The organism is Curtobacterium sp. MCBA15_005, assembly GCF_001864855.1.
GTDB classification, from domain to species: Bacteria; Actinomycetota; Actinomycetes; order Actinomycetales; family Microbacteriaceae; genus Curtobacterium; species Curtobacterium flaccumfaciens.
On the sequence record NZ_MJGL01000078.1, the window covers coordinates 43042 to 67475 of the forward strand.

24 protein-coding genes are annotated in these 24434 nt (G+C 72.7%); 9 read left to right on the forward strand and 15 right to left on the reverse strand.

What is annotated here, in order from left to right; translation table 11 throughout:
- Positions 1-100 precede the first annotated feature (100 nt).
- Positions 101-853 carry an SDR family NAD(P)-dependent oxidoreductase gene (locus tag BIU89_RS16095; protein ID WP_027465068.1) on the reverse strand — a complete coding sequence of 251 codons (753 nt, stop codon included), beginning with the start codon at positions 851-853 and terminating at the stop codon, positions 101-103.
- Positions 854-948: 95 nt separating this feature from the next.
- Here BIU89_RS16095 and BIU89_RS16100 point away from each other — a divergent pair, with 95 nt between their 5' ends.
- Positions 949-1359 (forward strand): MarR family winged helix-turn-helix transcriptional regulator, encoded by a 411-nt coding sequence (locus tag BIU89_RS16100; RefSeq protein WP_071248270.1) that lies wholly within the window; start codon positions 949-951, stop codon positions 1357-1359.
- Positions 1360-1364: 5 nt separating this feature from the next.
- Complete coding sequence (locus BIU89_RS16105; protein ID WP_071248488.1) at positions 1365-2693, forward strand: MFS transporter; 1329 nt, start codon at positions 1365-1367, stop codon at positions 2691-2693.
- 170 nt (positions 2694-2863) lie between these two features.
- On the opposite strand, the gene BIU89_RS16110 is transcribed toward BIU89_RS16105, so the two are convergent.
- A complete protein-coding gene (locus BIU89_RS16110; RefSeq protein ID WP_071248273.1) occupies positions 2864-3757 on the reverse strand; it encodes an alpha-E domain-containing protein in 894 nt (297 codons plus the stop codon).
- 132 nt (positions 3758-3889) lie between these two features.
- Between BIU89_RS16110 and BIU89_RS16115 the strand changes: the two genes are divergently transcribed.
- Positions 3890-4408 (forward strand): MarR family winged helix-turn-helix transcriptional regulator, encoded by a 519-nt coding sequence (locus tag BIU89_RS16115; RefSeq protein WP_071248276.1) that lies wholly within the window; start codon positions 3890-3892, stop codon positions 4406-4408.
- Between the two features lie 10 nt (positions 4409-4418).
- Positions 4419-4622, forward strand: coding sequence for a hypothetical protein (locus tag BIU89_RS16120; protein ID WP_027465064.1), 204 nt, complete (start codon positions 4419-4421; stop codon positions 4620-4622).
- Between the two features lie 66 nt (positions 4623-4688).
- Here BIU89_RS16120 and BIU89_RS16125 read toward each other — a convergent pair whose 3' ends face one another.
- From BIU89_RS16125 to BIU89_RS16150, 6 genes are all read right to left on the reverse strand, one after another.
- On the reverse strand, positions 4689-5537 hold the full coding sequence (locus BIU89_RS16125) for an NAD(P)-dependent oxidoreductase (RefSeq protein WP_302847415.1): 849 nt from the start codon (positions 5535-5537) through the stop codon (positions 4689-4691).
- A gap of 61 nt (positions 5538-5598) precedes the next feature.
- Positions 5599-6213, reverse strand: coding sequence for a M23 family metallopeptidase (locus tag BIU89_RS17870; RefSeq protein ID WP_217642845.1), 615 nt, complete (start codon positions 6211-6213; stop codon positions 5599-5601).
- 325 nt (positions 6214-6538) lie between these two features.
- Positions 6539-6895, reverse strand: coding sequence for a hypothetical protein (locus tag BIU89_RS16135; protein ID WP_071248283.1), 357 nt, complete (start codon positions 6893-6895; stop codon positions 6539-6541).
- A gap of 135 nt (positions 6896-7030) precedes the next feature.
- Entirely contained in the window at positions 7031-7777 is a 747-nt protein-coding gene (locus BIU89_RS16140; RefSeq protein WP_027465061.1) for a lysophospholipid acyltransferase family protein, read from the reverse strand.
- An 87-nt stretch (positions 7778-7864) separates the two neighbouring features.
- The gene (gene recQ / locus BIU89_RS16145) at positions 7865-9733 is read right to left on the reverse strand and encodes a DNA helicase RecQ (protein ID WP_071248286.1); all 1869 of its coding nucleotides are present in this window, start codon (positions 9731-9733) and stop codon (positions 7865-7867) included.
- A gap of 9 nt (positions 9734-9742) precedes the next feature.
- Complete coding sequence (locus BIU89_RS16150; protein WP_071248289.1) at positions 9743-10891, reverse strand: CPBP family intramembrane glutamic endopeptidase; 1149 nt, start codon at positions 10889-10891, stop codon at positions 9743-9745.
- A gap of 36 nt (positions 10892-10927) precedes the next feature.
- Here BIU89_RS16150 and BIU89_RS16155 point away from each other — a divergent pair, with 36 nt between their 5' ends.
- Positions 10928-11851 (forward strand): EamA family transporter, encoded by a 924-nt coding sequence (locus BIU89_RS16155; RefSeq protein WP_083404430.1) that lies wholly within the window; start codon positions 10928-10930, stop codon positions 11849-11851.
- A 7-nt stretch (positions 11852-11858) separates the two neighbouring features.
- Here BIU89_RS16155 and BIU89_RS16160 read toward each other — a convergent pair whose 3' ends face one another.
- Complete coding sequence (locus BIU89_RS16160; protein ID WP_071248294.1) at positions 11859-12329, reverse strand: GNAT family acetyltransferase; 471 nt, start codon at positions 12327-12329, stop codon at positions 11859-11861.
- A gap of 94 nt (positions 12330-12423) precedes the next feature.
- Between BIU89_RS16160 and BIU89_RS16165 the strand changes: the two genes are divergently transcribed.
- Positions 12424-13233 carry a class E sortase gene (locus BIU89_RS16165; protein ID WP_254791672.1) on the forward strand — a complete coding sequence of 270 codons (810 nt, stop codon included), beginning with the start codon at positions 12424-12426 and terminating at the stop codon, positions 13231-13233.
- Positions 13230-13406, forward strand: coding sequence for a hypothetical protein (locus tag BIU89_RS18710; protein ID WP_155896771.1), 177 nt, complete (start codon positions 13230-13232; stop codon positions 13404-13406). The genes BIU89_RS16165 and BIU89_RS18710 overlap by 4 nt, the downstream gene beginning before the upstream one ends.
- Positions 13407-13428: 22 nt before the next feature.
- Here BIU89_RS18710 and BIU89_RS16170 read toward each other — a convergent pair whose 3' ends face one another.
- The 4 genes from BIU89_RS16170 to BIU89_RS16185 form a co-directional block, all read right to left on the reverse strand.
- The gene (locus BIU89_RS16170; protein WP_071248297.1) at positions 13429-16419 is read right to left on the reverse strand and encodes an AAA family ATPase; all 2991 of its coding nucleotides are present in this window, start codon (positions 16417-16419) and stop codon (positions 13429-13431) included.
- On the reverse strand, positions 16419-17582 hold the full coding sequence (locus BIU89_RS16175) for a metallophosphoesterase family protein (RefSeq protein WP_071248302.1): 1164 nt from the start codon (positions 17580-17582) through the stop codon (positions 16419-16421). The genes BIU89_RS16170 and BIU89_RS16175 overlap by 1 nt, the downstream gene beginning before the upstream one ends.
- A gap of 62 nt (positions 17583-17644) precedes the next feature.
- Entirely contained in the window at positions 17645-18862 is a 1218-nt protein-coding gene (locus BIU89_RS16180; protein ID WP_071248305.1) for a S24/S26 family peptidase, read from the reverse strand.
- A gap of 68 nt (positions 18863-18930) precedes the next feature.
- Positions 18931-19530 (reverse strand): hypothetical protein, encoded by a 600-nt coding sequence (locus tag BIU89_RS16185; protein ID WP_071248308.1) that lies wholly within the window; start codon positions 19528-19530, stop codon positions 18931-18933.
- Between the two features lie 208 nt (positions 19531-19738).
- On the opposite strand from BIU89_RS16185, the gene BIU89_RS16190 reads away from it, so the two are divergent.
- Positions 19739-20317 (forward strand): MarR family winged helix-turn-helix transcriptional regulator, encoded by a 579-nt coding sequence (locus BIU89_RS16190; protein ID WP_071248311.1) that lies wholly within the window; start codon positions 19739-19741, stop codon positions 20315-20317.
- A gap of 36 nt (positions 20318-20353) precedes the next feature.
- Positions 20354-20863 (forward strand): mycothiol transferase, encoded by a 510-nt coding sequence (locus tag BIU89_RS16195; RefSeq protein ID WP_071248315.1) that lies wholly within the window; start codon positions 20354-20356, stop codon positions 20861-20863.
- Between the two features lie 167 nt (positions 20864-21030).
- Here the strand turns inward: BIU89_RS16195 and BIU89_RS16200 are convergent, their stop codons facing one another.
- Both BIU89_RS16200 and BIU89_RS16205 read right to left on the reverse strand, forming a co-directional pair.
- Complete coding sequence (locus BIU89_RS16200; RefSeq protein WP_083404431.1) at positions 21031-22311, reverse strand: alpha/beta hydrolase; 1281 nt, start codon at positions 22309-22311, stop codon at positions 21031-21033.
- Complete coding sequence (locus BIU89_RS16205; RefSeq protein ID WP_175475045.1) at positions 22308-24341, reverse strand: bifunctional lysylphosphatidylglycerol flippase/synthetase MprF; 2034 nt, start codon at positions 24339-24341, stop codon at positions 22308-22310. Before BIU89_RS16205 ends, BIU89_RS16200 begins: the two co-directional genes overlap by 4 nt.
- Between the last annotated feature and the right edge of the window lie 93 nt (positions 24342-24434).

Below are 24434 nucleotides of genomic sequence, written 5' to 3' on the forward strand. Positions count from 1 at the left end.
CGCGGTGGAAAGCGGAAACGGGCGTACCTGGTCGAAAGAATCGACCAGGTACGCCCGTTTCGACCAGGTACGCCCGGAACGACCAGGTACGCCCGAGGCGTCAGTGGGCGGAGTAGCCGCCGTCCACCAGGTGATAGCTGCCCGTGATGAACGAGGCCTTGTCGCTCAGCAGGAACAGCACGAGCGCGGCGACCTCGGCGACGGTGCCGAGCCGCTTCGTGGCGTGCTCGTCCTCGAGTGCCGCGACTGCCTCGGGCGAGAGCGACTTCCGGAGCAGCGGGGTGTCGATGAACCCGGGGCCCACCGCGTTCGTGCGGACGCCCTGCGACGAGTACTCGAGCGCGGCGACCTTGGTCAGTCCGGCGAGCGCGTGCTTCGAGGTGACGTACGCCGCGTTCTGGGCCATCCCGACCACGCCGAGCACCGACGCCATGTTCACGATCGCGCCACCGCCGGCGGCCACCATCGCGGGGATCTCGTAGCGCAGCCCGTAGAAGACGCCGTCCAGGTCGACCGCACGGACGCGGTCCCAGGCGGCGATGTCGTACTCGCCGATCGGCTGCGGTGCCGCAGCGATGCCGGCGTTGTTCACGGCGAGGTGCAGCGCGCCGAACGTGTCGACCGCGAACTGCACCATGCGCTCGTTGTCCGCGGCGACCGCGGAGTTCGCCTCGAACGCGCGAGCGGTGCCACCGGCCTCCACGATCGACGCGGCGACGCGCTCGGCGCCCGCCAAGTTGATGTCGGCGACGACCACCGTGGCGCCCGCCGCTGCGAGCTCCTTCGCGACGGACTCGCCGATGCCGCTGCCACCACCGGTGACGACGGCGACCTTGCCCTCGAACTCGGACATGTTCTCCTTCTCTCTCGGCAACACGTGTTGTCTAAGAGCACGGTACACCCGAAATCCAGTTCGTTCGCTGAACTAATGAGATAGGCTAACGACCGATGACCGACGCCACCGACCTCCGCATCGCGGTGAACCGGCTGTCCCGCACACTCCGTGCCCAGAAGGCCGACTCGAGCGTCACGGACGCGCAGTTCTCCGCCCTCGCCCGACTGCACCGCGACGGCGCCATGACCCTGGCCGACCTGAGCCGACAGGACGGCGTCACCCCGCCGTCGATGACGAAGACCGTCGCGGTGCTGGTCGAGCGGGGCCTGGTGTCCAAGTGCGGGCACGGCGACGACCGCCGCAAGGTGCTGCTCGGTGCGACACCCGCCGGAGCCGCCTTCGTCGAGGAGACCCGACGCCGCCGCGACGGCTGGCTCTCCCCGCGACTCGCAGCACTCACCGCCGACGAGCGGAGCACCCTCGCCGACGCCACCGAGATCATGAGGAGGCTGGCCCAGCAGTGACCGCCATGTTCCGCTCCCTCGCCGGACGCAACTACCGCATCTGGTTCGCCGGGGCCCTGGTGTCGAACGTCGGCACCTGGATGCAGCGCACCGCCCAGGACTGGATCGTGCTGACCCAGCTCTCGGACAACAACGCCGTCGCGGTGGGCATCACGATGGCCCTGCAGTTCGGCCCCCAGCTGCTGCTCCTGCCGCTCACCGGGCTCGCCGCCGACCGGTTCGACCGCCGGAAGATGCTCATGCTCACCCAGGGCCTGATGGGACTGCTCGGGCTGGGACTCGGCGTCATGGTCCTCACGCACACCGCCACCCTGCTCGCGCTGTACGGCTTCGCCCTGGCACTCGGCATCGTCGCCGCGTTCGACGCCCCGATCCGGCAGGCCTTCGTCTCCGACGTCGTGCAGGGCGAGGACGTCTCGAACGCCGTCGCCCTGAACTCCGCGTCCTTCAACGCCGCACGCCTGATCGGCCCCGCGGTCGCCGGTGTGCTCATCGCGGCGATCGGCTCCGGATGGGTGTTCGTCATCAACGCCGGGTCGTTCCTGGCGGTCCTGCTCGCACTCCGGTTCGTCGACCCCGCCCAGCTCGCCGAACGGGTCCGGGCGGGCCGCGGCAAGGGGCAGATCGTCGCCGGCTTCCGGTACGTCCGCACCCGGCCGGACATCGTCGTCGTGCTCTGCATGATCTTCGTCGTCGGCACGTTCGGCGTGAACTTCCCGATCTTCACCTCGACGATGGCGCGGGTCGAGTTCCACCAGGGCGCCGGCGAGTTCGGGCTGCTCAACTCGGTGATGGCGATCGGCTCGGTGCTCGGCGCGCTGCTGTCCGCCCGCCGGGACAAGCCGCGGATGCGCACCCTCGTGCTCGCCGCCGGCGGGTTCGGGCTCGCGTGCACGGCCGCTGCCCTCGCTCCGACGTACTGGACCTTCGCGATCGTGCTGGTGTTCGTCGGGCTCGCGTCCCTGACCTTCATGACCACGGCGAACGCCCTGGTGCAGACGACGACGAAGCCCGCGATGCGCGGCCGCGTGATGGCGCTCTACATGGCGATCTTCGCGGGCGGCACCCCCATCGGCGCCCCGCTCGTCGGTGCCGTCGCCGATGCCTTCGGCCCGCGCTGGGCGATCGTCGTCGGCGCGGCCTCGGGCTTCGTCGCACTCGGGATCGCGCTCATCTGGCTCGTCCGGTACCAGCGGGTCCGGCTGCGCTACGACGCCGACTCGCGGCTGCACCTGGCGATCACGCACGCCGTGCCGGTGGTCGGCTCACGCGCGGCGCTCCGCCGCGAGCTGGAACGCGACGAGGCACTCGCCGACCGCTCCAGCGCCGTCTGACGGACCGGCGGGTCGCCCTGCCCGTCGGCCAACGGTCCATGACGCACCGACCGTCGGACGGGAGGCCCGCACCGGCGCCGCCACGGGCCTCCCGTCAGACGCCACCCGGGCCCACGGCCGCGGTCACGACGCGCGGACCAGCCGCCTTCCGCCACACGCCCCCGGTCGGCTCAGAGGACGGGAGCGGACGACGCGAAGACGCGCTCGTCGAGAGCCGCGGCGACGCGGTCGGCAGCCACCGCCAGCCGTTGCCCGACGTCACCCGCCACCGCGAGCGCCGACTCCTCGGGGATGCCGTCGAGCAGGGCACGGACCTCGTCGAACCCGGCGACCTCGTCCGCGATGCAGGACGGGGCGACGTCGGCCAGGCACTCGGCCGCGCGGTGCACGGTGAAACGCAACGACCGCGGGCTGTGGGCGTCGAGGAGCAGGAAGGCGGCGGCGTCGGACGGCACCGGTGGGTGGTCGCGTCCGCGCAGGAAAGCCTCGCCCGCGCCGCACGCCCGGAGCGCCGCCGTCCACGAGGTGACCGCGTCCGGCTCGAGCAGCCGTGACGCCAGCAGCCGTGCGGTGGAGGCGCAGCGGGTGAGTGATCGCCCGAGGGTGAAGAACTCCCACACCTCGTCACGGCTGGCGTCGCCCTCGACCACCCCGATGGCGAGGGCACTGCGCTCCCGCACCCAGCCGAGGAACTCGTGCGCACGGTCTGGGGCGATCTTCCGGGGCATCCGCGACCGCGTGACGTCGAGGCAGTCCCAGAGCTCGCTCGAGACGACCTCGCGGGCACGGCGTGCGTGGTCGCGGGCGACGGCGACCGCGGCGGCGATGGACGCGGGTTCGTGCCGGTCGAGCGCGAGGGCGTCGACGGTGGCGGCGCGGTCCGGGTCGTTCGCGGGGCCGGTGGTCCCGATGACGCTGCGGAGCTCGGTGGACACGAGCCGGTCGTCGTCGAGGGTGCCTGGTTCGCGGCGGGCGACGTAGACGTCGAGCAACCGTGCGACGACGTCGGTGCGCTCCACCGCGCTCCCCACGTGGAAGACGTTCCCCGCGAGGCGGCTCAGCACGGCTGCTCCTGCATGTCCAGAACCTAACGAGCCGGCGTTGCCGGGGTGTTACAGAACCGCGTCACGGGTGTTGCAGGTGTCCCGTCTCCGCGCTCGCTAGACAATCTAACTAGAGCGTCTAGCATTGGGGGCATGACGTCCGAGGTGATGACCAGCACCGCGGGGTACTGGTACGAAGACTCCGCGGTCTCCGCCGTGGACGTCCTCAACGCCCTGCGGCGGTACCGGACGGCCGAGAGCGCTGCCCAGCGCCGAGCGCGCGAGGCACTGGGGATCGGCGAGAACGCCCTGCTGGCGCTCCGGTTCCTGATCGACGCCGAGCACGACGGCCGCACCGTCAACGCGAAGGACCTCGCCGAGCGGCTCGAGATCACGGCGGCGTCGACGTCGGCGCTCGTCGACCGGCTCGTCCGCAGCGGCCACGTCGAACGGCACGCCGACCCGAACGACCGCCGTGGTGTGATCCTCACCGCCACCGGCACCTCGATGCGGCACGCACTCCGGGTCATCGAGGAGCTCGACGCCCGCGCGCTCGAGGTCACCGAGCACCTGCCGAGCAACGAGATGGCCGTCGTCGTGGACTTCCTGGACGAGATGGTCCGCGTCGTGGACGAGCTCGACGGCGGGTCGGACCACCTCCGTCGCGCGTAGCCTGGTCCGCATGGACCCTCGCGGCGAGCACCACCCCGAGGACGACATGCCGTTCGCCGAGCTCGACTCGCGGGCCCGTGCCGACGCAGCACTCCGACGCATCCAGGCCGGGTCCGATCCGGCTCGTGAGGCGTTCGACCTCGCCAACACCATGAACGACGAGGCCGTGGGGCGGCTCACGAAGCGCCTGCGGCGGTTGTTCCGTCGGGGCTGATCGGTCGGCCGATCCGTGCGTGGGCGTGCGCGCGTGTGCGTGGGTGCGCGTGCCCGTCCCCGTGCGTCAGAACGCGGTGCCGACCGCGGCGATGTCGTCGCCCCCGTGCCCGGCTGCGCTGGCATCGGCGTAGACGCGCCCGAGTGCCTCGAGCAGCGTGGTGGACACCCCGGCGGTCCGGGCGGCATCGGTGATGAGTCCGATGTCCTTCCGCAGCCCGTCGAGAGCGAACTGGGCGGGGAACTCGTGGGCGATCATCGCGGCGCCCTTGGTGTGGGCGTAGGCGGAGTCGCTCGCGCTGCCCTCGATCGCCTGCAGGAACAGCGCAGGGTCGAGCCCGAGTGCCGCCGCGAGAGCCAGGGACTGCCCGGTCGCCGCGGTGATCGACGCGATCCAGGCGTTCGCGGCGAGCTTGAGTGCGGTGCCGTCGCCGACGTGGTCGCCGGCACGGACGGTCTTCGCGCCGATCGCGTCGAGCACGGGGTCGACACGGTCCAGCAGGTCCGCGGGGCCGGCCGCGAGCATCGTGAGCTTGCCCTGTTCCGCGGGGGCCTTCGTGCCGAGCATCATGGCCTCGACCAGGGTGATGCCGTACTTCTCGGCCAGTTGCACGACCGTCGCGGTGCCGTCGACCCCGATCGTCGAGGCCTGCACCCACACGGCGTCGGTCGGGGCGTCACCAGCGGCCTGCTCGAGGACGTCGACGACCGCATCGGTGTCGAACAGGGTGAGCAGGACGACCTCGGCGTGCTCGACGGCGCTGCCCGGGTCACTCGCCACCGTTGCGCCGCGGTCCCCCAGGGGTGCGGCCTTGTCGGCACTCCGGTTCCAGACCGTCACCTGGTGGCCGTCGCGGAGCAGCGATCCAGCCACGCCGGCGCCCATCGCACCCGTCCCCAACACCGTCACTCGCACGTGCGTCTCCGTCCTGGCGCGACTCCGTGCCGCGACCGTCCCGACGCTACGCCCGCCGCCGTCAGAGGAGGCCGCGAGCCTGCAGCCAGGCGGCCGGGTCGATCGGTGTGCCGGCCACGATGACCTCGAAGTGCAGGTGCGCGCCGGTCGAGACGCCCGTGTTGCCGACGGCCCCGAGGCGTTCCCCCGCGCGGAGGATCTGGCCGGGGCGGACGTCGATCGCCGACAGGTGCCCGTACCGGGTCGCGGTGCCGTCGGCGTGCTGCAGGAGGACCTGGTTGCCGTAGCCACCGAGCACACCCGCCGAGACGACCCGGCCGGGCAGCGCCGCGACGACCGGGGTCCCGATGGCCGCGGCGAAGTCGACCCCCTGGTGGTTCGACGAGCAGGCCGCGCAGCCGACGACCCAGCGGGAGCCGAAGCCACCGGCGTCGGGGACCGCACCGACCGTGGGGCGGACGGCTCCACCGGTCGGGCCCGAGCCACCGGGGACCCGGAGGGCTGCCGCGGCACGACCCACCGAGAAGTCGTCGCGGCCGGCGGTCGGCCCGGACGAACCGTCGGCGACGAAGTGCTGCATGCCGGCCGATGCCGACGTGGCTTCCGGAGAGGCCGGAGCGGCGACGGCGGTCTGCGGGGAGCCGACCGCGACGAACAGGCACGTGACGGCGGTCACCGCCGCGGCGGGCAGTGTCCGCCGGGCGGGGATCCGGAACGACGCGAGGCGGCGGCGCGCGGGAGCGGCGGCCTGCGTGGGCCGGGTCGGCCGCGCGGCCAGCGTGGACCGGGTCGGCCGTGCGGACTGCGCGGGCCGGGTGGAAGCCGGGGTGGCGGGAGGGGGCACCGCCACCCCGGCGGCTCGGAGGGGCCCGGGCTGTGCAGCGTGCCGTGCACGGCGCAGCGGGGGCTCGGTCGGTCGGTCGGCGGTGCGGCGCTCGGCTCCGCGCGGGCGCCGGGGCAGACCGTCATCGAGGGTCGTCATCGTGCGGTGACCGGCCCGGTCAGACGCGGACGACGCCGTCACGGGCGATCCGGTCCAGCTCGCACACGACGGCGTCGACGACCGCTCGGGTGATCGCGTCGGCGACGGTCTCGACCAGGACGAGGTGCTCGGGACGGATCGTGACCTCGGTCACGAGGGCCGATGCCACCCGCACCGGGATCTCGTCGATCGCGGCGACGAGGGCGGCCGGGACCAGCGTGGAGTCACCCGGGCGGACGGGCGCGGACATCGGCGAGGTCGGCACCGGGGTCACGACGGCGAGCGCCGGCGACGGGGTCGAGTGCACGGTGGAGTGTGGAGCGTCGGCCTGATCGCGACGCTGGGCGATGGAGTCGAAGAGCGGGGTGGAGGACATGCTGCGGACGGTCCGATCTGGATGTCGTGGCTGGTCGTTCTCGGGCGACCGGCGATGGCGGCGTGCCGAGCGGCACGTCCGCCATTCAACCATCGATATTTCAGATGTGCAATAGTGACCGGACAGTCGCAGCGATCAGTCCGGGTCGACGGCGGCCGCGGTGGGGTCGTCCGGCTGCAGTGCACGACGGACCCGTTCCACGATCGTCGCGGGCGGGTTGTTGTAGGCGTTCGCCGGCTCCTGGCCGCTGAGCTCCTGGATCGCCGCCATCACCGCATCGGTCGCGTGGCGCCGAGCACGACCGGACGACGCCTCGCCGAAGGACGACAGGTCGATCGGCTGCCCGAACTCGATCGTCACGCGGGCGAGCTTCGGCAGCCGGGACCCGACCGGCTGCACGTCCTCGGTGCCGGTGAGCGCGACGGGGACGACGGGGGCGCCGCTCGTCAACGCCAGCCACGCCACGCCAGTGCGGCCCTTGTAGATCCGGCCGTCGAGCGAGCGCGTGCCCTCCGGGTAGATCGCGAACGCCTCGCCCTCCTGCAGGCGTGCCAGCCCGAGGTCGAGGGCCTGCTGGGCCGCCGCACCCGCGCCACGCTCGACCCCGATGGCGCCGATGCCACCGAAGAACGCCCGCGAGACGGCTCCCTTGAGACCCGAACCCGTGAAGTACTCCTGCTTCGCCAGGAACGACACCTTGCGCGGCGCCATGAGCGTGATCGCGGGCGAGTCGATGAAGGATCGGTGGTTGCTCGCGAGGATCACCGGGCCACGCTTCGGGACGTTCCGACGACCGATGATCTTCGGCCGCCACAGCAACCGGGCGAGCGGGGTCACCACCGCGCGACTGAGCACGGTGGCGAACTTCGTCGAACCGGACACCGGACCTCCTCGTGGTGACGAGCTACCGAGTGTAATGAGGCGCGCGGAGGACACATGCCCGGAACGGCATGCAGTGGTGGCCGGGCGTCAGTCGGCAGCGGCGACGACGTCGAGGACCGCTCGCCCGTACCGCTCGAGCTTCGCTGCGCCGACGCCGGAGATCTCGCCGAGCTGGTCGACGTCGGCCGGGCGGACGGCGGAGATGCCCCGGAGTGTCGCGTCGTTGAACACCACGTACGCGGGGACGCCCTGCTCGCGGGCCTCGGCAGCACGCCAGGCACGCAGGGCCTCGAACAGGCCGACGGCTTCCTGCGGCATGTCGGTGACGACCGTTCGTCGACTGCTGCGGCCGGCCCGCGGCGCCTTGACCGGGTCGCGACGCATCCGCACCTGCACCTTGCCCGTCAGGACCTCGGCGCTCGTGGGACTGAGGACGACCGTGCCGAAGCCGTCGCCCGACACCGCCGCGTAGCCCTGGGCCAGCACCTGTCGTGCGACCGCTCGCCACTCGCCCTCGGACAGGTCGGCACCGATGCCGAAGGTCGCCAGGGTGTCGTGCTGGAGTTCCTGCACGCGGGGCGACCGCTTGCCGATCAGGATGTCGACGAGGTGCGAGACGCCGTACCGCTGGCGGCGCTCACGCTCGAGCCGCACGACGGTGGACAGCAGCTTCTGCGCGGGGACGGTGCCGTCCCACGACTCCGGCGGCGCGATGCACGTGTCGCAGTTGCCGCACGCCGTGCTCTCCTGCCCGAAGTACGCGAGCAGCCGCACCCGGCGGCACTCGATCGTCTCGCACAGGCTGAGCATGGCGTCGAGGTGGGCGCTGAGCTGCCGACGGTGTGCGGCGTCGCCCTCGGACTGGTCGATCATCCGCCGCTGCTGCACGACGTCGTTCAGGCCGTACGCGAGCCACGCGGTGGCCGGCAGCCCGTCACGACCCGCACGGCCGGTCTCCTGGTAGTACCCCTCGACCGACTTCGGCAGGTCGAGGTGCGCCACGAACCGGACGTCCGGCTTGTCTATGCCCATGCCGAACGCGATCGTCGCCACCATGACGACGCCGTCCTCGCGCAGGAACGTCGACTGGTTGCGGGCACGCACCCGGGCGTCGAGGCCTGCGTGGTACGGCAGGGCGTTGATCCCCTGATCGGCCAGGGCGGTCGCGGTGCGCTCGACGGAGTTGCGGGACAGGCAGTACACGATGCCGGCGTCGCCGCTGTGCTCCGTGCGGATGAAGGTGAGCAGCTGCTGCAGCGCGCCGGTCTTCGGTTCGATGCGGTACTGGATGTTCGGCCGGTCGAAGTCGGCGACGAAGTGCGCGGCGTCGTCGAGGCCGAGCCGGGCGGAGATCTCGCGGTGGGTCTGCGGCGTGGCGGTGGCGGTGAGGGCGATGCGCGGCACCGTCGGCCACCGCTCGTGCAGGACGCTCAGCTCGAGGTAGTCCGGGCGGAAGTCGTGCCCCCACTGGGCGACGCAGTGTGCCTCGTCGATGGCGAACAGTGAGACGCGCGCCCGGTCGAGGAGCGCACGGGTGGACTCGAGCCGGAGCCGCTCGGGCGCGAGGTAGAGCATGTCGACCTCGCCCTGCACGACCGCACGCTCGACCCGGGACCGTTCGTCAGGGCCCTGCGTGGAGTTGAGGAACGCGGCCCGGACGCCGTTCGCCGCCAGGGCGTCGACCTGGTCCTGCATGAGGGCGATGAGCGGCGACACCACGACGCCGACGCCGTCGCGGACGAGCGAGGGCACCTGGTAGCAGAGGGACTTGCCACCACCGGTCGGCATGAGCACCAGGGCGTCACCACCGGTCACCACCTGGTCGATGATGGCCGCCTGCTCACCGCGGAAGTCGTCGTAGCCCCACACGCGGTGCAGCACGTCGAGCGCAGCGGCACGGGGTGCGGACACGGCAGCGGGAGCAGGCACGGCAGCGGGCGCGGGCGTGGTGCTCATGCCACGAGCCTACGGGCGACCGGCGACACCCACCGCACTGTCCACAGCACCGTCCGTGCCGGAGTCGGCACGGTGGTCGGAACCGGCCACCTCGTCGGCGCGGGCCGGCGTGGTGGCCCAGCCCGTGCCTCCAGGCCGGATCCAGCGGACGCCGCCCGCCCAGGCCGGGGTCACACCGCGGAACCGGGGTGCCTCGTGCCCGGCGAAGCGGCGGTCCAGCCCCCGCCACCACGCCAGGAACTCGACCATGCCCCAGAACGCGAGCGACGTGACGAGGGTGACGAGGGTCCCCTGCCAGGTGCCGTTCGCGTCGGACGAGGTCAGGTCGACCTTCGACCAGCCGGGCGCCTGCAGCACGAAGATCATGATGTTGTTGAAGGCGTGCTGCAGGACCGTGGCCTCGAGCCCGCCGGTCCGGAGGACGATGATCGCCGCGATCAGGCCGAACGAGCCGACGTCGAGGATGCCCCAGACGTTGTAGCCGTTCGGGATGTGCAGCACCGCGAAGACGACCGTCGAGACCGCCACGGCGATGACCGTGCCGACGCGACGCGGGATCCACGACGCGACGGTCTGCATCAGGAAGCCGCGGAAGATGTACTCCTCGGCCGCGCCCTGGAACGGGACGAGCACGACGACGAGGGCGATCGTCAGGGTGAGGGTGCCGAGGGAGACCGTCGACTGGCCGATCGCGTCGTGGTTCCAGGCGAAGCCGCCGTCGGTCGTGATCATCCCCCCGTCCCAGAACAGGCCGGTCTGGACGACGAACATGACCGCGGCGATGACGAGCGTCGGCAGCAGGCACCACGCCGTCCAGGCCCACCGGACCCGGAACCGCGTCGACGACAGGATGCCGGCCGGTCCGATGCGCGCGATCTTCACGGCGAGCAGGACCCCCGGCAGCAGGACCACGAGCGACACCAGGGTCAGCGAGAGGGTCAACGGATCGGTCGGGTCGAGGGCACCGCTCTGCAGGTCATCCAGCAGGCCGTAGAGCCCGGACGCGCCCCCGACCGCGGCGACCGGGATGAAGTAGGCGACGGTGATCAGCACCTGCGACACGAGGTACCACCCCGCCAGGAACGCGAGGGCGACGAGCGGCCGCCACCACCTCCAGCGCGCGTCGATCCGGGGCAGGCGCTGGTAGGGAACACTCACGCACCGCAGGGTACCGGGCCGGGCAGGATGGGAGCCGTGCTCACCGTCCTGTTCGGCCTGTCCGGCGCGATCGTCTACGGGTTCGCCGACTTCCTGGGCGGACTCGCCTCGCGCCGGGTCCGCCCGGTCGTCGTCACGGCGGTGGCCGCCGCGATCGGGATCGTGCCGTTGCTCGTCGGACTGGTGGTCCTCGGCGGCGTGTTCTCGTGGCCGGCCGTGGTCTGGGGTGCGGTCGCCGGGCTCTCCGGCGGTGTCGGGGTGCTGCTGCTCTACGCGGCACTCGCGATCGGACCGATGAGCGTGCTCTCCCCCGTCACCGCCGTCTTCGCGGCCGTCGTGCCGGTGCTCGTCGCGGTGTTCCGTGGCACGGTGCTGTCGCCCGTGGCCACCGGCGCGCTCGTGGTCGCGGTCGTCGCGGTGGTCCTGGTCGCGGTGGTCCGGGACGCCTCGGGCGCACGGCTCACCGCCCGGGGCGTGGTCGCGGCCGCCGTCGCCGGGTGCGGCTTCGGCGGGATCGTGCTGGCCTACGACATGACGCCGTCGGACTCGGGCATCGCACCCCTCGTGGTCGCGCGGGTGCTGCAGGCGGTGCTGCTGGGTGCGGCGGCGCTCGTCGTCGTACTCCGGACGGGAGGCCCGGTGTCCGCCCCGACGTCGGCCCGCCCCGACGGGGCTGCCGTGACCCCCGGGCGTCGGCCGGGTCGCGGATGGGGTCCGCGGCTGCTGGTCACCGTGGCCGTGTGCGGCGTCTTCGACGCGATGGCGAACGTGTTCATCCAGGCGGGGCTGCACAGCAGCGACGATCCGGCGACCCTGCCCGTCGTGAGTGTGCTCAACGCGCTCTACCCGATCGGCACGGTGGTGCTGGCCGGGGTGGTGCTGCGGGAGCGGTTGACCGCGCAGCAGTGGATCGGCATCGTGCTGGCGTTCGTCGCGTCGGTGGCGCTGGCGTTGGCGTAGCGCGCGGTCAGGCGTCGGGGATGAGGCGCTTCCCGAGCGAGACCGTGCGGTCGTCGGTGTAGCCGAGGGACGCGTAGAACCCGAGCACCTGCTCGTTGCCCGCACGCACCTGCAGGTTGAGCTTCGGGCAACCGAGGTCGGTCAGGAGCCGCTCGAACTCGGCCATCAGGGTGCGACCGAGGCCGGAGCCCTGCAGGTCGGGGCGCACGGCGAGGTAGTTCACCCAGCCGCGGTGCCCGTCGAAGCCGGCCATGCCCGCAGCGACCACGCCGGCTTCGGCGGTGTCGGTGTCGGTGTCGGTGTCGTCACCGTCGGTGGCGTCCGGCTCGGCGACCAGGAAGAGCTCGGGCTGAACGGTCAGCTTGCGCGCGATGTCACGTCGGGGGTCGTTCCAGGGTCGGACGAGCCCGCAGGATTCCCACAGGGCGACGACCGCGTCGGTGTCCTCGGTGCGGAAGGGGCGGATCCGGTACTCCATGCCCCCACGTTAACGGGGGTGGGGAGAACGTCGTCACCGGCCTGTCGTCGTGATCTGATAGACCTGTCCGACCACCCAGCCGATCAGGAGCCCCGTGACCGCACACGACACCATCCCGTCGCGCCGCAGCGCACGGGACGACGAAGCCGGCTCGCGGTCCCGGCGTTCCCCGCGCAGACGCCAGACGGTCGGCGGCGCGATCGTCTCCCTCATCGCCGAGTTGCTCATCATCGCGGGCGCCGGCACCGGCCTGTACGTGGTGTGGACGGCGTGGTGGACCGACGTGGTCGCCGTGAACGAGCAGACGAAGCTCGTGCAGGGCCTCGACCAGGTCGAGACCCCGAAGGTCGAGGGCACCGAGCACCGCGGCACCGCACCCGTCCTGGACGAACCGCCGGCGCTGTCGGACGTGTTCGGGACGATGCAGATCCCCCGGTTCGGCAACGACTACAACCGGCCGATCGGCGAGGGCACGGATCGTGAGAAGGTCCTCAACACCATCGGGCTCGGGCACTACCAGGGCACCGCGATGCCCGGCGCCCCCGGCAACTTCGCCGTCGCCGGACACCGGGTCACCTACGGCAAGCCCCTCAACCAGATCGCGGAACTGCAGAAGGGCGACTCGGTCGTGGTCCGGGTCACCGACGCGAAGACGAAGTTCGACGTCTGGTACGTCTACAAGGTCACCGACAGCCAGATCGTCACGCCCGACAAGATCGAGACGATCGCGCCGGTGCCGAACAAGCCCGGCGTCGAACCGATCGCCCAGGACCGCTGGCTCACGCTGACCGCCTGCCACCCGATGTGGTCGGCGGCGGAGCGGTACGTGACGCACGCGAAGCTCGACTACTGGATGCCCGCGTCCGAGGGCACCCCGAAGGAACTCTCGGAGACCGCCAAGTGATCTTCCCCCTGGTCTGGCGGCTGCTGCCCGGCCCCACTGTCCTGAAGGTGCTCGAGCTGCTGGTCCTGCTCGCAGCGATCGTGTTCGTGCTGTTCCAGTGGGTGTTCCCGTGGATCGCGGCGGATATCCTGCCGCCGCCGGACGGCACGGTGGGGGCCACGCCCACCCCGTAGCGGCTGGTCTGGTCAGGTCAGGTCAGACCGTGGTCGTCACCCGCGACCCGCCGGTCGGGGTGCGGCGCACGGCAATCCGCTCCGGGATCCGCTGCTTGAGTTCCTCGACGTGGCTGACGATCCCGACCTGTCGCCCACCCACGGTCAGTCGGGACAGCTGTCCGATGACGTCGTCGAGGGTCTCGGGGTCGAGCGTGCCGAACCCCTCGTCGACGAAGAGCGTGCCGAGCGAGACCCCGCCGGCCTCGGCCTGCACGACGTCGGCCAGCCCGAGCGCCAGGCACAGTGACACGGTGAACGTCTCGCCGCCCGACAGGCTGCGGGGGTCACGGACGGTGTCGGTCGTGTGGTCGTGCACGGCGAGGGCGAGCCCCGTCCGTCGTGACCGTGACCCGGACTCCCGTTCGTCGGAGGTCTCGAGGGTGAAGCGTCCGGCGAGCATGCCGCGCAACCGGTCGTTCGCCGCCGCCACGACGTCCTCGAAGCGCCGCATGAGCACGTAGGTGCCGAGCGTGATGCCGGTCGGGTTGACCGATGCCACGCCGTTCGCGACGTCGGCGAGGCGGACGACGGCGCGGCTGCGGGCCGAGGTCTCCTGTCGCGCACGCACGGTGCGGTGGACCTCGGTCGCACACTGCTCGACGGCCTCGGCGCGGTGCGCTGCGGTCACCGCGAGCCGGGTGGCCTCGTCGAGCTCGGCCGTCGCGCGGACCCGTTCGGCCTGCACCGCCGGCACGTCGAGCTGCTCAGGATCGTCGTCGGCGGCCTGCACCACTTCGGGGTCGTCGAGCCCTGCCCGCACGACGGCGCGTTCGGACTCGGCTGCGCTGATGCTGCTGCGGAAGCGCGCGACGGTGTCGGGATCGAGCAGGCCGGCTCGTGCGGCAGCGACGTCGAGGAAGGACTGCTCGTCGAGGATCCGGGCGACCTCGGCGCCGCGCTCGTCGCGGGCGCGGGCCGCGGTGGCCGCGCGCTCGTCGGCCTCGGCGACGGCGCGGAGCACCGTCAGCCGCCCGTCGAGCTCGTCGACCACGGCGTGGAGCGACGCAGGCGAGCGGTCGTCGTCGCTGTCGAACAGTGCTGCGAGCCGGTCGATCGCCTCGTGCACCGATCGCAGGTCGGCCTCGAGCCGCTCGGCATCGGAGGCCGCGGTCGACGCGAGCACCGTGCGCCGGGCGTCGAGGTCGTTCCGCTCACGCTCGAGCGCCCGGGTCGCGGTGTCGTGCGCCGTCCGCTCGCGCTCGTGCTCCAGCACCAGCGCCGCAGCCTCGTGCGCCGCTCGGACCCGCTCGTCGGCGGCCACCGCCATGGCGTCGAGGGCGACGGTGTCGACCGTGCCGACGACGGCGGTCAGCCGGAGGTGCTCCGCACGGTCGACGGCCAGGTCGGCTGCCGCGTCGGCGAGCTGCTGGTCGGCCAGACGCGTGGCGTCGCCTGCGGACTCCACCGCCTGGATCGTCGGGTGGTCGTCCTGCGGCGCGGCCACCGACGGGTGCGCCGTCGATCCGCAGACCGGGCAGGGGTCGCCGGGGGTCAGCGCGGCACCGAGCTCCCCGGCGAGCCCGGCGATCCGGCGCTCGCGCAGGGAGCGTTCGGCGTCGAGCGCCTCGGTGGCCCGACGGCGGGCATCGACCACGACGCGTTCGGCATCGGCGACGCGCCGCTCGGCTCGGTCGCGCGCGGCCAGGTCGGCACGGAGCGACTGCACCCGGGCGACCTCGTGCGCGGCGGCGTCGGCGTCGGCAGCGGTCGTCGAGGCGGTCCGGGCGGCCTCGACGATCCGTGCTCGTTCCGACGGCCGGGATTCGAGCGCGGTGTCGAGCGCGGCGAGGTCGTCGGTGAGCCGCGATGCGGTCGCGGTGGCCTCGGCGATCGCGGTGCGCCTGGCGTCCGCTTCGGCCTCGACCGCGACGAGGTGCCGGACGTCGGACAGGGCGTCGGTCAGTGTGTCGCGCCGCCGGGCGATCTGCTGTGCGTCGACGGCTCGGAGCGCGTGCTGGTCGCGCAACCGGGCTGCTGCCGCGGCGGTGTCGTCGGCCCGCACGGTCGCGGCGTCGAGGCCGTCGGCCACCGCGGCGACCCGGGCGGCACGCTCGGCCGTCGCGACCGCGGTTCGCGCCTGCTCGATCACCGGGGCGTCGTCGTCGAGGAGCGCCCGCCGCCGCAGCAGCGCCGCTCGTCGCTCGAGGGCGGCCGCACGGGCCGTGACCGATCGTTCGTGGTCGGTCGCCGCCGTCGCAGCGGCAGCCGCAGCCGTTCGGGCTGCCTCGGCGGCGTCGGCCGTGGCGCGGAGGGACGCCACCGTACCGGGGACGACGGACTCGTCGGCCTCGGCGAGGTCGGCCGCCTGCGCGAACCGGGCCAGGGCGTCGCGGACGCGGCCGTCGGCGCCCTCTACCTCGGCCTGCACGGCTCGGCGGCGAGCGGCGAGCTCGTCGGCGGTGCGGTCGTAGACCTGGGTGCCGAACAGCGACTGCAGGAGCTTCCGGCGGTCTTCACCCGGGGAGCGGAGGAACCGTGCGAACTCGCCCTGGGGCAGCACCACGGTCTGCAGGAACTGCGCGCGGTCGAGCCCGACGATCCGGGCGATCTCGACCCCGACCTCGGGGATGCGGGACGACAGGGGTTCGCCGGCGACGTCGGTGGGCGCGGCGAGTCGGAACAGCTGCACGGACGCCTGCTGCTTCACCGTGCCGGTCCCCCGCTGCTTCGGGCGGTCGTACTGCGGGGTGCGCCGGACCCGGAACACGCCTGCACCGGTCTCGAACACGAGCTCGACGAACGGTTCGACCGCGGGGTCGGCGTGCTGGCTGTGCAGCCGGTCGGAGCTGGCTTCGGAACCGGCGAGTCCGCCGTACAGGGCGAACACGACGGCGTCGATGATCGTCGACTTGCCGGAACCGGTCGGCCCCTCGAGCAGGAAGACCCCGGACGCGGCCAGCGCCGCGAAGTCGATCGTCACGAGGTCGGGGTACGGCCCGATGGCGCGCAGTTCGAGTCGGTGCAGGTACATCAGCGGTCCCCCTCACGCTGCAGGGCGAGCACCGCGGCCTCGTACGCCTCGGTCAGCACCGCGCGTTCGTCGTCGTCGGGCAGCCCGCCGGTGGCGAAGGCCACGAAGTCGCCGGCGACCTCGACCGGGTCGGACGTCGCGGTGACGGCCCGCGCGGCGGTGGCGGCCGGCCGGTCCGCCGGTTCGTGCGTGATCGCCAGGGCGTGCGGGAAGTGGTCCTTCACGCGGGCGTACATGCGTTCCGGGTGCACGGTGTCGGTCACCGCGACGCGGACCCAGGCGTCGGCATCGGCCCGGAACTCCCCGGACTCGATGGCGTCGATGCTGCCCCGGACGTCGACGAGCCGCCGTGGCACCGGGGTCGGCACGAGCTCGACGGTGACGGCACCCGCCGCGTCGAGGTCGGCGATGGTCACGGACTTCCGCTGGTGCCGCTCGCCGAACGAGAACGCCAGCGGCGACCCGGCGTACCGGATCCGGTCGTCGTCGCCGACGCGCTGCGGGCCGTGCAGGTGCCCGAGGGCGACGTAGTCGAACCCGTCGAACACCGACTCGGCGACGCGGTCGACCCCGCCGACGCGGATGTCCTGCTCGCTGTCGCTCGGGTCGGCGCCCCCGACGAAGGCGTGCGCGACGACGACGCTCCGGGTGTCGGCCCGCGTCTCGAGGTCGGCGCGGATCCGTTCGGTGGCGGCGTGCACGACGGCGTGGTGCGAGCGGGCGAGGGGCTCGTCGGGGACCGCCGCCAGGGCGTACCGCGTGAGGTCGGGGTGCAGGTACGGGATGCCGTACACGGCCACCGGGCCGTCGTCGTCGGTCACGAGCACCGGATCGGCCACGTGTGCGGGCTCGGCGAGGATGCGCACGCGCTGCCCCATCACGCCGGCCCCGAAGCCGAGCCGCGCGGCCGAGTCGTGGTTGCCCGGCGTGAGGACCACCGTCGTGGTCTCGGCGAGGCGTTCCAGCACGCGGGAGAGCATGCGGACGGCGTCCACCGGCGGGATCGCGCGGTCGTAGACGTCGCCGGCGATGACGACGAGGTCGACCGCGCGCTCGCGGGCGAGGTCGACGAGCCAGTCGGTGAACGCGGCCTGGTGCTCGAGCAGGTCGGCACCCAGCAGTGTGCGGCCGAGGTGCCAGTCGCCGGTGTGCAGGATGCGCATGCGGCCACGGTAACGCCGGCCGGGGACATCCACAGGGCACCTCGCGGTGCCCTGTGGAGGACTCAGGCGGTCGCGCAGCTCGCGGACGCCAGGCCCAGCACCGAGACGACCCGGACCCTGACCGTCGGTGTGCTCGTCGCGGTCCAGTTGTTGCCGAGGTTCGTGCGGAGGTGCAGCGTGTACGTGGTGCCGAGGTTCAGGAGCCCGGCGCCGGAGTAGGGCATCGAACGGGCACCGGCGGTGGTCGCGCTGGCCACCTGCGTCGTCCCGTTCATCAGGTCGAACGACACCGGCACGGTCGCGCCGTTGTCGTAGGTCCAGGCGATCGTCACCGTGTTCGACCCCGCCGGGGCGCAGGTCAGGGTGGGGACACCGGTCGCCGTGCCCGCCGTGAAGGTCGCGGTCGGTGCGACGGTGGTCTGTGACCACGGGGCCGCGTCCGCCGCTCCGGGCAGCAGGACGCCGGCGGCCGCAGCGAGCACGAGCACCGCGGCGCCCCCGCCGATGCGGCGCAGCCGCCGCACGCGACGTGCTCGTCGACGCAGCGCGCGACGGGTGAGGACGCTGGACGCAGCGGTCGGGAGGCTCGTGGCGGCGCCGTCCCGCGCCTCCAGGCCGTCGTCGATACCGTCTGCCGGACCGGCGGCATCGTCCGGACCGGCGGCGTCGTCCGGACCGGCCGCGTCGTCCGGACCACCGGCCGCGCCGTCGGTGTCGTCGTCGGACTCGACGAGTCGCCGGAGCGACCCGTCGATCGTGCAGAGCGCGAGCACCGCGGTCAGGCCGAGCGCGAGCATCGCGACCAGGCCCCACTCCCCCGCGCTGATCCACCGGATCGGTGTCCCGATGAACGGGATGCGCAGGAAGGCGACCCCGTGCACGGCGGAGCGCTCGATCGGCGTGGAGTCCTGCTGGGGGTTCGCGTCGCCCTTCGTGACCATCGTGCCGCGGGGGCCGTCCTCGACGTAGCGGTGCATGCGCAGGTGGTCCGGCTGGTCCGGGTCGTCGGCGAGCAGGACCTTGCCCGTCGCGATCTCGCCCGAACCGACCGGACGCGAGACGACCACGTCACCTGGGACGATCCGCGGCTCCATCGAGCCCGTCATCACGGTGGTCGGCTGCCAGCCGATGAGCGCCGGCGCGGCCGCCCAGAGCGCGAGCCCGAGCAGCGTCGCGACGACGCCCCGGGCGAGGGTGGCGACGACGACGCGCCCCCAGTCGACGGCGTCACGGACCGCTGCGTGCGGTGCGGGACCACCGTGCACTGCGATGCTGCTCATGACTGCCTTCGACCGGGGGCGCGTTTCGGGGAGGGAACGGACGGGGCTGGTTCGGCCCCGGTCCCGGCTCAGCTGTTCTGGGCCTCCCAGGTGAAGCCGAGGGCTGCGGTGCCGCCCTGCACGGTGTTCGGGGCGGTGCTCGAGACCGTGTAGCTGACGCGGTAGACGCGCGTCTCGGACGCGGTGCCGGTCGGGGCCCAGGTGCCGACGCCGGTCGCGTAGTTGGTCGAGGCGGCGCCGAAGCCCGCGACGGTGCCGCTGTAGAGCGAGCCGCCGGTGGCGGCCGGGGTGAAGCCGGAGCAGGAGCCGAAGCCGCCGCCGGTGCCCTGCTCGATGGTCAGGTTGACGTTCGCGGCCAGGTCCTTCGTGGTCGAGACGTTCGTGCCGTAGAGCTTGACGGCCGAGGGCAGCGAACCGGTCGAGGTCACCGCGATGCAGTTCGCACCGGCCGAGCCGGGCTTCAGGTTGTTCGCCGTGAACAGCGCGGTGTTGTTGTCGTCGTCGGACAGGGCGACACTGCCGGCCGTCCAGTTGTTCGTCGGGTTGACGGTGGTCGAGGAGAACGCCGCGTACGAGGCCGTCGAGACGACGACCCCCGAGGCGACGAGGGCGGCGGGGATGGCGATCCAGGCGGCGAGGCGGGCAGCACGAGGCGTGACACGAGACATGGTTGGACTCCGTGAGGAAGAGATCTGATCGGTGGTTCGGACGGGCCCGCGGTGGTTGGTCGCGCTACGTGCCGAGGTGGTACGACGATCAAGCTACTTGGCGTTCGAGTAGCTCACAAGACCTGAGATGTCCCCACTGATGGGGGTATCTTGACGAGTGAGTTACTTGTTGACTGAAGTTCCCACCCTGTACCCGAGAAGAGCTCCCATGACGGACACCGACCCGGTCGTCCTCCCCCCGCACGCACCCGCCGTCCCCGCGGCGCGCGTCGCCCCCACCACGCCGCCGGCACCGATGTCGCCCGACGTCACGGCGGTGGACCCCGTCACCGCCGACACGGACCCCGACGCCGACCTGCCGCGACTGCTCACCGCCTTCCGGGTGCTCCAGATGCAGCACGCACGGGTCCTGCACCACGAGAGCACGATCCGCGGGCTGAACGCCACGGACACCCGCTTCGTGTTCTTCCTCAGCGCCGCCGGCGGCCACGGCGTGACCCCGAAGCAGGCCGGCGAGTACCTCGAGCTCACCACCGGGGCAATGACGTCGCTGATCGACCGACTCGAGAAGCACGGACACCTGGAACGTCGCCCGAACCCGGAGGACCGCCGGAGCGTGCTCCTGCACCTCACGCCGTCGGGCACGGCGGTCGCCCGCGAGGTCGGCGCCGTCTACTCCGACGCGTTCCGGCAGGTCGTCGCACCGTCCGACCGCGCCGTGGTCGCGGCCGCGTTCGAGGGGCTCGGTGCCGCCCTGGAGCGCCACCACCGCAGCGCCGCCGTGTGACAGCGGGTGTCACGGCCCGCGCGTAGCGTGAGCGCCATGACCCCCTCTGAACTCCTCACCGAAGCGTTCTCCCGCGTCCCCGAGACGGTCGAGCGGGCCGTCGACGGGCTCTCCGAAGACCAGCTCGCGGCACGGCCGGCCGCCGGGGCGAACACCCTCGCGTGGCTCGCGTGGCACATCGCCCGCGGCCAGGACGTGCAGATCGCCGAGCTCGCCGGCTCCGAGCAGGTCTGGACGGCGGACGGCTGGTACGACCGGTTCGGGCTGCCGTTCCCGGCCGAGGCGCTCGGCTACGGCATGTCCCGCGACGACGTCGGTCGGGTGCGGGCCTCCGCCGAGTTGCTCACCGGGTACCTGCGCGCCGTGCACGAGCGCACGGTCTCGTACCTCGGCACGCTCGGCCCGGACGACCTCGACCCCGTCGTCGACGACGCGTGGGACCCGCCCGTGACGGCCGGAGCGCGACTCGTGAGCATCCTGGACGACTGCACGCAGCACGCCGGGCAGGCCGGCTTCGTGCGCGGGCTGCTGTTCTTCAACCGCTGAGCGCGCGCGGGCGGGCGGCCGCGCCGACGTTTCGTGAGCAGGAATGGTCGGGTCCGACGTCGCGACCCGACCATTGGTGCTCACCGTGTGACGGACGGGAGGCCCGGTACCAGCTGGTACCGGGCCTCCCGTCCGTCAGAAGGTGGGTCAGACCCCGGTGGCGCGGATCAGTGACGCCCCGCGGACAGCGCGTCGGCCAGGTGCGGGAGCTCGGTGCGGAACGACCACTGCACGGTGTTCCAGTCGTGTCCGCTCCCCGGGGCGAACGCGACGCTGGTGTCCGCGCCCGCTGCCCGAGCAGCGTCGGCGAGGACGCGAGCGTTGCGGCTGAACGCCCCGTCTGCCGACCCCGCGGTGAACCAGAACGCGTGCCCGTGCAGGTCGTCCGCCCGCATCTGCGCGATCGGACCGGCGGCCTTCCACGCGGTGACCGATCCGCCGAAGGCCCGGTCCGCGCTGTGCTGCGGGTTCTGGTCGATGGGCTGCAGCTCGCTGGACACCGCGAGCACGGCCCCGAACCGGTCGGGGTGCGCGGTGGCGAACTGCATCGCGCACGTCGCCCCCTGCGAGAAGCCGGTGAGACCCCACGCACGGCGGTCCGGGGTCACCGGGAGGTGCGCCGTCAGCCAGCGCGGCACGTCCTCGGTGACGTACGTCGCTGCGTTGCCGAGGTCCGAGTCAACGCACATCGTGTTCAGGCCGGGCGCGGAGAGCTGGTCGACGGAGACGACGATCGGCGCTCGGCCGTGGTGGGCTGCGGCGTAGCCGTCGAGTGCGCTGCCCATCCTGCCGGCGGTGAACAGGTCGCTCGGAGCCCCCGGTTGGCCGGAGAAGGCGAGGACGACGGGCAGCGGCGCCGGATCCCTGACCAGGGCAGCGGGCGGCAGGTAGACGACGGCGGGCCGTGCGGGGAACCCCGATCGCTCCCCGGGGATCTCGACGGTGCGGACCTCGCCGGTCGTGGGCATGGTGGCGACGGGGGCTGCGGCGAGGTCGAGCTCCGGGAACGGGTCCGTCTGCACAACGGTGCCGAGCGTCGGGTACATCGCGAACTCGACGTTCACCCCGAGGGCGGACGCGAGCAGCGCGGTCGGCACGAGCAGCCCGGCGAGGACGCGGCGCCAGCGACGGCCCTGCACGAGTCCGACGACCGCCAGGGCCAGTGCAGCTGCGGCAACGACGAACCACATCCGGGTGACGGGGCTCAGCGCGACGCCGAACAGGTTCATCAGATCGCTGAGGACCCAGCACACGAGGAGCACCACCGCGGCGGCGACCACCGCGACGGCAGCGCGGACCCCGGCCCGTCGCCACGCGACGCGCGAACGCAGCGCCCCGAGCGCCGGCAGCAGGACGGCGAGACCGAGCACGGCGAACGCCACGTCCAGCGGGACGAGCTTGGACGGCGCCTGCAGCTGGGTGGCGAGCAGCCACTCGGTCGGACTCACTGCTCGGACACCACCCGCGTCGGAGCGGGCTCGCGCACGACCGAGCGGTGTGCCTGCCGCAGTGCCCAGAGGTGCTTCGGACGGAGGCCCGGTACGTACGCGCCGGCCAGGGCACGTGCGACCCGCGGCACGTGCAACGGCGTGGGGACCACGATCCAGAGCGCCTCGTGTCGGGCGCCGAACTTCTCCTTGAAGCGCTGGAGCGACCGGAACCCGTACACCGGCTCGAGGAGTCGGGCGACGAGGACCGATCCGAAGGACACGAGTGACGGTGCGCCGTCGTGTGCGGCGAGCGGCGTGCCGGAGAGGCTGATCATCTGCAGGCCTGCGTCGCGTGCCCGGATCGCGGTCCGGGCGATGAGGAACTCCATGACGCCCGGCATGCCGTCGTCGCCGCGGCGCATGACGTCGAGCGTGTAGCCGGCCAGCACGCCGTGCTCGTACACGGGCAGCCAACTCGTGACCGCGGTCACCTGCCCGTCGGCCGTCACCGCCAGCATGAGTCGGACGTCGGGGTCGTCGAGCTCGTGGAAGCCGCCCAGGGTGAACCCCATCTCCGGCAGTCTCCGGTCGCTCGCCCACCGCGTGCAGATCGCCTCGACCTCGGCACGGTGTTCGTCAGCCAGGGCGTCGAAGGTCGTCCACTCGTCGCGGACCCCCTCACGGTCCGCCCGGTTCGAGGCCGTCCGGAGGTCCTGCCGCTTCTTGCCGCGCAGGTCGAAGGTGGCGACGTCCAGCACCGACTCGACTCCCACGGGCAGCGCGGTCCACCCGTCGGCGGCGAGGATCTGCCGCACCGGGTCGTGCACGCTCGTGAACGCGGGCACCCAGCCGTTGCGGTCGCAGAAGGCCGTGAACGCGGACACGACCTCGGCGCGGTCCGCAGCGCTGCACGCCGGGTCCGACACGGTGAGTGCCACGTCCCCGCGGACCCGGTACGCCACGGCCCCACGTCCGTCCGGGTCCGTCCAGGTGGCGTTGCCGCGCCAGGTGCCCATGTGGCCGAGGGTTCCGGCATCGCCGTCGCGGAGCATCTCGACCAGGGCACCGCGGCCGTCGGTGGCGGCACGGAACCGCGAGCGGACGAGGCGTCCGCGGAGCGCCAGGACCGCCAGCAGCACCATCGCCGGCACGAGCCACGCGCCGAGCAGTGTGACCTGCCACTCGATCGCGTCCAGCCCGAGACCGCGCCACTGCACGGCGTCGTCGGTCATCGGTTCGATGAGGAACACATCGGCGAGGACGGCGGTCAGCGTCACGAGCACGCCGACGGCGAGCACGATGCCCGTCCGCCGGCCACGCTGCACGAGCCAGGCGGACACCAGCAGGAGGAGCCCGACGATGACGACCGCACGGTCGCTCATGGCGTCGGCGAACACCGAGAGCACGCCGTCCGGGTCCGGCACGACAGGGGTCACCAAGGTGCCCGCGCCGAGCGCGATGAGCGTCGCGACGACGCAGGTGCGTGCGCTGACGGTGTCACGCGCGGTCGGCGCGTCGGGACCGGAGGCCCGGCGCACCACGAACGAACCGGCTGCGGTGCCGAGCAGCGTCGCCAGGGCACGGGCGAGGTCCGATCCGTGGCCGGCGAAGAGCACGAGCGTGAGGACGACGGTCCAGAGCGCGGCTCGCGTACGCCACCGGTGCTGCGCGGGCATCGCTGCCGAAGCGGCACCGAGCAAGGCGGCGGCGACGATCGACGGGGCGAAGAGCGGCTGGCCGACCGCGAGTTCGGCGTGTGCCTCGCCGAGCGCTGACCCGATGCTGACGGTGAGCAGGGCTCCGAGGACGCCGAGCGCCGGGGCCACCACGCCGATGACCACCGTGCGGACGGAACCGAGGGACCGTTCGGCGAGCACCGTCGTCACGATCACGAGGACCATGGCGAGGCACGCGACGGGCGGGTGGTGCGGGAAGTCGGGCTCGGCGTGAGCGATCCGCGCGGTCACGAGGAGCGCGGTCGTCGCTGCGGCCACGGAGACGGAGACGGGGAACCGGCGGAGTCGTCCGACGAGCGCTGCGGGTGTCACGTGATCATTGCAGCGGTCCTGCTCGCCCGTGTCATCAGCCGGGGGCATGAGCACGGCGGCTCTGGGTCCTCCGAGAGGATGACCCGGGCGCAA

Coding starts and splice junctions, on each gene's coding strand:
- BIU89_RS16135 (WP_071248283.1), bottom strand. CDS start 6,895: ATGTCCTCCACCCCGCTCTTCGACTCCATCGCCCAGCGTCGCGATCAG.
- BIU89_RS16190 (WP_071248311.1), top strand. CDS start 19,739: ATGACGGACACCGACCCGGTCGTCCTCCCCCCGCACGCACCCGCCGTC.
- BIU89_RS16170 (WP_071248297.1), bottom strand. CDS start 16,419: ATGTACCTGCACCGACTCGAACTGCGCGCCATCGGGCCGTACCCCGAC.
- BIU89_RS16175 (WP_071248302.1), bottom strand. CDS start 17,582: ATGCGCATCCTGCACACCGGCGACTGGCACCTCGGCCGCACACTGCTG.
- recQ (WP_071248286.1), bottom strand. CDS start 9,733: ATGAGCACCACGCCCGCGCCCGCTGCCGTGCCTGCTCCCGCTGCCGTG.
- BIU89_RS16160 (WP_071248294.1), bottom strand. CDS start 12,329: ATGGAGTACCGGATCCGCCCCTTCCGCACCGAGGACACCGACGCGGTC.
- BIU89_RS16120 (WP_027465064.1), top strand. CDS start 4,419: ATGGACCCTCGCGGCGAGCACCACCCCGAGGACGACATGCCGTTCGCC.
- BIU89_RS16185 (WP_071248308.1), bottom strand. CDS start 19,530: ATGTCTCGTGTCACGCCTCGTGCTGCCCGCCTCGCCGCCTGGATCGCC.
- BIU89_RS16115 (WP_071248276.1), top strand. CDS start 3,890: ATGACGTCCGAGGTGATGACCAGCACCGCGGGGTACTGGTACGAAGAC.
- BIU89_RS16180 (WP_071248305.1), bottom strand. CDS start 18,862: ATGAGCAGCATCGCAGTGCACGGTGGTCCCGCACCGCACGCAGCGGTC.
- BIU89_RS16195 (WP_071248315.1), top strand. CDS start 20,354: ATGACCCCCTCTGAACTCCTCACCGAAGCGTTCTCCCGCGTCCCCGAG.
- BIU89_RS16100 (WP_071248270.1), top strand. CDS start 949: ATGACCGACGCCACCGACCTCCGCATCGCGGTGAACCGGCTGTCCCGC.
- BIU89_RS16095 (WP_027465068.1), bottom strand. CDS start 853: ATGTCCGAGTTCGAGGGCAAGGTCGCCGTCGTCACCGGTGGTGGCAGC.
- BIU89_RS16105 (WP_071248488.1), top strand. CDS start 1,365: ATGTTCCGCTCCCTCGCCGGACGCAACTACCGCATCTGGTTCGCCGGG.